Origin of the sequence: Caballeronia sp. (assembly GCF_049581465.1) — a bacterium.
In the GTDB taxonomy this organism is placed as follows: Bacteria; Pseudomonadota; Gammaproteobacteria; order Burkholderiales; family Burkholderiaceae; genus Caballeronia.
The window spans coordinates 1-1,761 of the sequence record NZ_JBAUSA010000789.1 but is presented as its reverse complement, the minus strand read 5'-3'; the positions used below and the strand labels follow the sequence as shown (position 1 = coordinate 1,761).

Genomic DNA, 1,761 nt, shown 5'->3' with positions numbered 1-1,761 from the left:
GTCTGGCACGCAAGGACGTATCCTTCGCTCGCTTCTTCCGGTGTAAGCGCGTCTTCGATATAGCTCGATTCCGGCAAATCGTATTCACCCGACTCGCAAAAGCCGCGGCATGTTCCACACGCGCCATCACGGCAGTCGAGGGGAATGTTGATCTTCTGCCTGTACGCCGCATCTGACAGCGTTTCATTGTCGCCACACGAGATGAAACGCGTGACGCCGTCTTCAAATTGAAGTGCGATGCTGTATTCCATGACCTGCTCCTGAGCGCGGCTGTTCCGCCGCAGCCGTCAGATGTGGTAGATGTCGATGACCTGATTGATGTAGTCGTTCTTCAGCACAACGTATTTGTTCAGGATCCTGGGCGTTTCACCCGCAAAGTCGATCACGTAGCGCGTCATCCCGAAGTAGCTATAGTTGGTCTTGTAGCGGTGGCTCAGCGTGTGCCAGTTGAAGCGCACCACATAGGCGCCGTCGCGCTCGCTCTCCACTTCCACATTGCTGATGTTGTGGCTCGTGCGCGTGTCTGGCATCGTCGCGCTGGAACGCTCGGTCTTGATGCGGAAGACGCGGTCCTCGAGCCCCTGGCGGTTCGGGTAATACACCAGCGAGATTTCGCGCTGCGGGTCGGTGACGAGCTTGTCTTCGTCGTCCCACGCGGGCATCCAGAAGACCGCGTCGGGGTGATAGCGAGTGCCTTCCTGATCGTCTCGACCCAATAGCGGTGCTGAATCGTATAAAGGCCTTCGTCTTCTGTCTTGACGCCGCTCATGACGGGATTCAGGCCGATCTTCTTCGCGCCTTCGTCCGGACCTTCGATCCAGTGCGTGGCGCCCGACACATGTCGTTCCACTCATGCGCACGCGCCGCGTACCCCTGCTGACACGCGCGGAATTCTTCCAGGTCATCGGGAGTCGCCATGCCGCTCACGTTGAAGAAGTCCTCGTACTGGCGGATGCGTCGCGCTCTCGCCTCGTCTGACTCGCCCTTGGGCGCGATGCAATAGATCGTCACTTCGGTCTTGTTGACGGAAATGGGACGAAGCACGCGAATCTGCGAGCCGAACTGGTCCATCAAATAGACGTTCGGGTACAGGCACAGGTTGCGCGAGTTTTGGATCATCCAGTCTGCCGTCTGCTCGCCGCAGCGCTGCGCGAACTCGTCGCGCCTGCTGAAGTTCGGACGATCTTCAGGGTTCGCCCAACGCGACCACAGCAACATGTGACCCTGCTCGAACGCGTAAAAACCACCGCCCTGACGGCCCCAGCTACCGGCATCCATCGCCCGGATGTTGTCCTGCCGAAGGTTTTCCTGCTTGCGCTGATTCGTCGTCGCGGCGTAATTCCAGTGCACGGCCGACACGTGATAGCCATCGGCGCCGTTTTCCGCCGTCAATTTCCAGTTGCCTTCGTAGGTATAGCTCGACGAGCCGCGCAGCACTTCAAGTCCATCTACCGACTGGTCGACGATCATGTCGATAATCCGCGCCGCCTCGCCCAGGTGTTCAACGAGAGACGGGACGTCGGGGTTCAGGCTTCCAAACAGGAATCCGCGATAGTTCTCGAAGCGCGCGACCTTCTTGAGGTCGTGCGAACCTTCATGGTTGAAGCACTCCGGGTATCCCGCTTCTTGCGGATCCTTGACCTTGAGCAGCTTGCCGCTGTTGTTGAAGGTCCAGCCGTGGAAGGGACACGTAAAGGTCGCCTTGCTGCCGCGCTTGTGACGACAGAGCATCGCGCCGCGATGCGTGCACGAATTGATCAG

General features: G+C 59.0%; 2 protein-coding genes and 1 pseudogene. All 3 read right to left on the bottom strand.

From position 1 onward, the window contains the following. Positions 1 to 251 (bottom strand): 2Fe-2S iron-sulfur cluster-binding protein (locus WCA53_RS19410; RefSeq protein ID WP_423914300.1); only part of this gene is annotated, 251 nt, incomplete at its 3' end. Between the two features lie 36 nt (positions 252 to 287). Continuing rightward, positions 288 to 716, bottom strand: a complete 429-nt coding sequence (benB, locus tag WCA53_RS19405; protein ID WP_423914296.1) for a benzoate 1,2-dioxygenase small subunit — start codon at positions 714 to 716, stop codon at positions 288 to 290. Beyond that, positions 686 to 1,761: pseudogene (locus tag WCA53_RS19400) on the bottom strand (SRPBCC family protein); the annotation flags it as partial. The gene benB and the pseudogene WCA53_RS19400, both read right to left, overlap by 31 nt.